The sequence below is a fragment of the Tenebrionibacter intestinalis genome, assembly GCF_016632365.1.
In the GTDB taxonomy this organism is placed as follows: domain Bacteria; phylum Pseudomonadota; class Gammaproteobacteria; order Enterobacterales; family Enterobacteriaceae; genus Tenebrionibacter; species Tenebrionibacter intestinalis.
This window is the reverse complement of record NZ_JAEPBH010000107.1, coordinates 1-1,889: the sequence shown is the minus strand read 5'-3', so window position 1 is coordinate 1,889 and position 1,889 is coordinate 1. Positions and strand designations below refer to the sequence as shown.

Sequence of the window (1,889 nt, the reverse complement as noted above, 5' to 3'; positions counted from 1 at the left end):
GCGGTTGCGGTGAGGGATGGCGCGCCGGGGAACATTGTTTCTGAGAATAACTCTCTGGCGCTGGTTGCACGTGGTTGTGCAGCCCTCTCACCGTGCCGGAGTAAGGTTGCGGAACAACTGCTGGAAATCGGTGCGAAAGCCGGAATGGCGGGCCTTGCAGGAGCAGGAGGTGCGGCACTTAAGGAAGTCGCCGACAAGATGACAGCCGATGAACTGGATCATCTTGCTACCCTGGCCCTGATGGGCAACGACGAGCTAACCGGTAAGTACCTGATTTCGCTGCAGGATAAGTACGGTTCGGAAAGTGCTTCAACGCCAAATGTGGGTAAAGACCTTACGGACTCAGAGAAGGCAGAAATTGGTGGCGTTGGTTTAGGAACTGGTACACCACCACCGCCTGAAAACGATCCTAATCAGCAAAATGATAAGCCAGTACAGAAGCTGAATCAGAAACAAGAGAGTTCAATCAGAAAAATCGATAATCTGATCAAGAACTCCATCAAAGACCATGATATTACTGGCACACTGAAAGATATGGATAGCAATCCAATAATAAAGACGGATGGTAGCGGAAAATATTGGAACCATATGAAGGAAATGCAGGATACGCTCAATGGTTTGAGAAATCATGCCAACACGTTAAAAAATGTAAATAACCCTGAAGCTCAGGCTGCTTACGGAAGAGCGACCGATGCAATTAATAAGTTAGAATCAGCCATAAAGGGATATGGGATATGACGACCTTTAGAGACTTGCTATTAATTAATAATCGCAATTATGAATTGAGTAATGACTCGCCGCTAGATCAATGGTTTAGTGGGGTTGTAGATATTCCTATTGATCAATTAGATGTTGGAGATATTGCTCGTTCGATTAGACAGGATGTTTTTTTGGCGGATGTCTTACCCAGAGCGGAAGCTCTATTAAAGGATGATCCGCTAGCAGGAGATGACTATGATGGGCAGTTAATATCTTCAATAGCTTCTTTAAACCGAGATGAGATAAAGGAAGCACTACCTTGTTTTTTAAGGATTGCATCTTACTTAAGCCAGTTAAATAAAAATGGTTTTGACAGGCAAATGATTATGGATATAGAAAAAATAATTAAATTATCTCAAGTATAAATAGTTAATCCCGGCGTACTGGCCGGGATCGCTGCATCAGCAAATCGTGTCACTCCGTTCCTGCAAGGCAGATAATAAGTCGCCCCTGCTCAACGGTGACGATAACCGGTTGGCCGTAATCAAATCCGGCCTCCTGTAGCCAGTTGCCCTTAAGGTTAAGTACCGGGCTGCGGCTGTAATAGCGGCTCGCGCCAGTGTGCCGATCAACATGATTAATANAGCGGCTCGCGCCAGTGTGCCGATCAACATGATTAATACTGACGTAACCGACCTTTAACTGTCGCTGTGCTTTAGAAATGCGCCCGCCTGGCTTATGATGCGTGTCAGCCATAGTAACTACCTCCGATAGTTGTTGTGGTCAGCGGTTAAAGCAGGTTGCCGCCTGCTTTAACCGCGCTCAGTAATCTGTTTAGCCTGATACTTCAGAATCATCCCATCCAGTAACGCCTTGATAATACGGCGCTCTTCCTCCGGCATCCCGCTGACCGCTTCGAACTGCAAAGCCAGATCGTCAGACGGGCCGCGTTCGTGGTCGTCAAACACCAGACTGTCCAGAGACACCCGCAACACCTTAGCAAGCCGGATAAGCGCATCCAGTGTGGGCTGTGCCGATCCGGCTTCATAGCGCCGGATCTGGTTAACGTGAATGGAAGCCAGATCAGCCAGCGTCTGTTGCGTCAGGTCAGCCGCTTTACGCAGTTGTATCAGTCGTGCGGGAAAGTTCAATAGACTAGCCCCATAGATCACCAGACACTTCGCCTCTCT

At 47.7% G+C, this 1,889-nt stretch carries 3 protein-coding genes and 1 pseudogene; 2 read left to right on the top strand and 2 right to left on the bottom strand.

What is annotated here, in order from left to right:
- Both JJB97_RS17830 and JJB97_RS17825 read left to right on the top strand, forming a co-directional pair.
- Nucleotides 1–738: pseudogene (locus JJB97_RS17830) on the top strand (polymorphic toxin type 28 domain-containing protein); the annotation flags it as partial.
- Complete coding sequence (locus JJB97_RS17825; protein ID WP_238715416.1) at nucleotides 735–1,124, top strand: contact-dependent growth inhibition system immunity protein; 390 nt, start codon at nucleotides 735–737, stop codon at nucleotides 1,122–1,124. The pseudogene JJB97_RS17830 and the gene JJB97_RS17825, both read left to right, overlap by 4 nt.
- A 49-nt stretch (nucleotides 1,125–1,173) precedes the next feature.
- Here the strand turns inward: JJB97_RS17825 and JJB97_RS17820 are convergent, their stop codons facing one another.
- Nucleotides 1,174–1,455, bottom strand: a complete 282-nt coding sequence (locus tag JJB97_RS17820; protein WP_238715415.1) for a SymE family type I addiction module toxin — start codon at nucleotides 1,453–1,455, stop codon at nucleotides 1,174–1,176.
- 56 nt (nucleotides 1,456–1,511) lie between these two features.
- Complete coding sequence (locus JJB97_RS17815) at nucleotides 1,512–1,850, bottom strand: helix-turn-helix domain-containing protein (protein ID WP_263458012.1); 339 nt, start codon at nucleotides 1,848–1,850, stop codon at nucleotides 1,512–1,514.
- Between the last annotated feature and the right edge of the window lie 39 nt (nucleotides 1,851–1,889).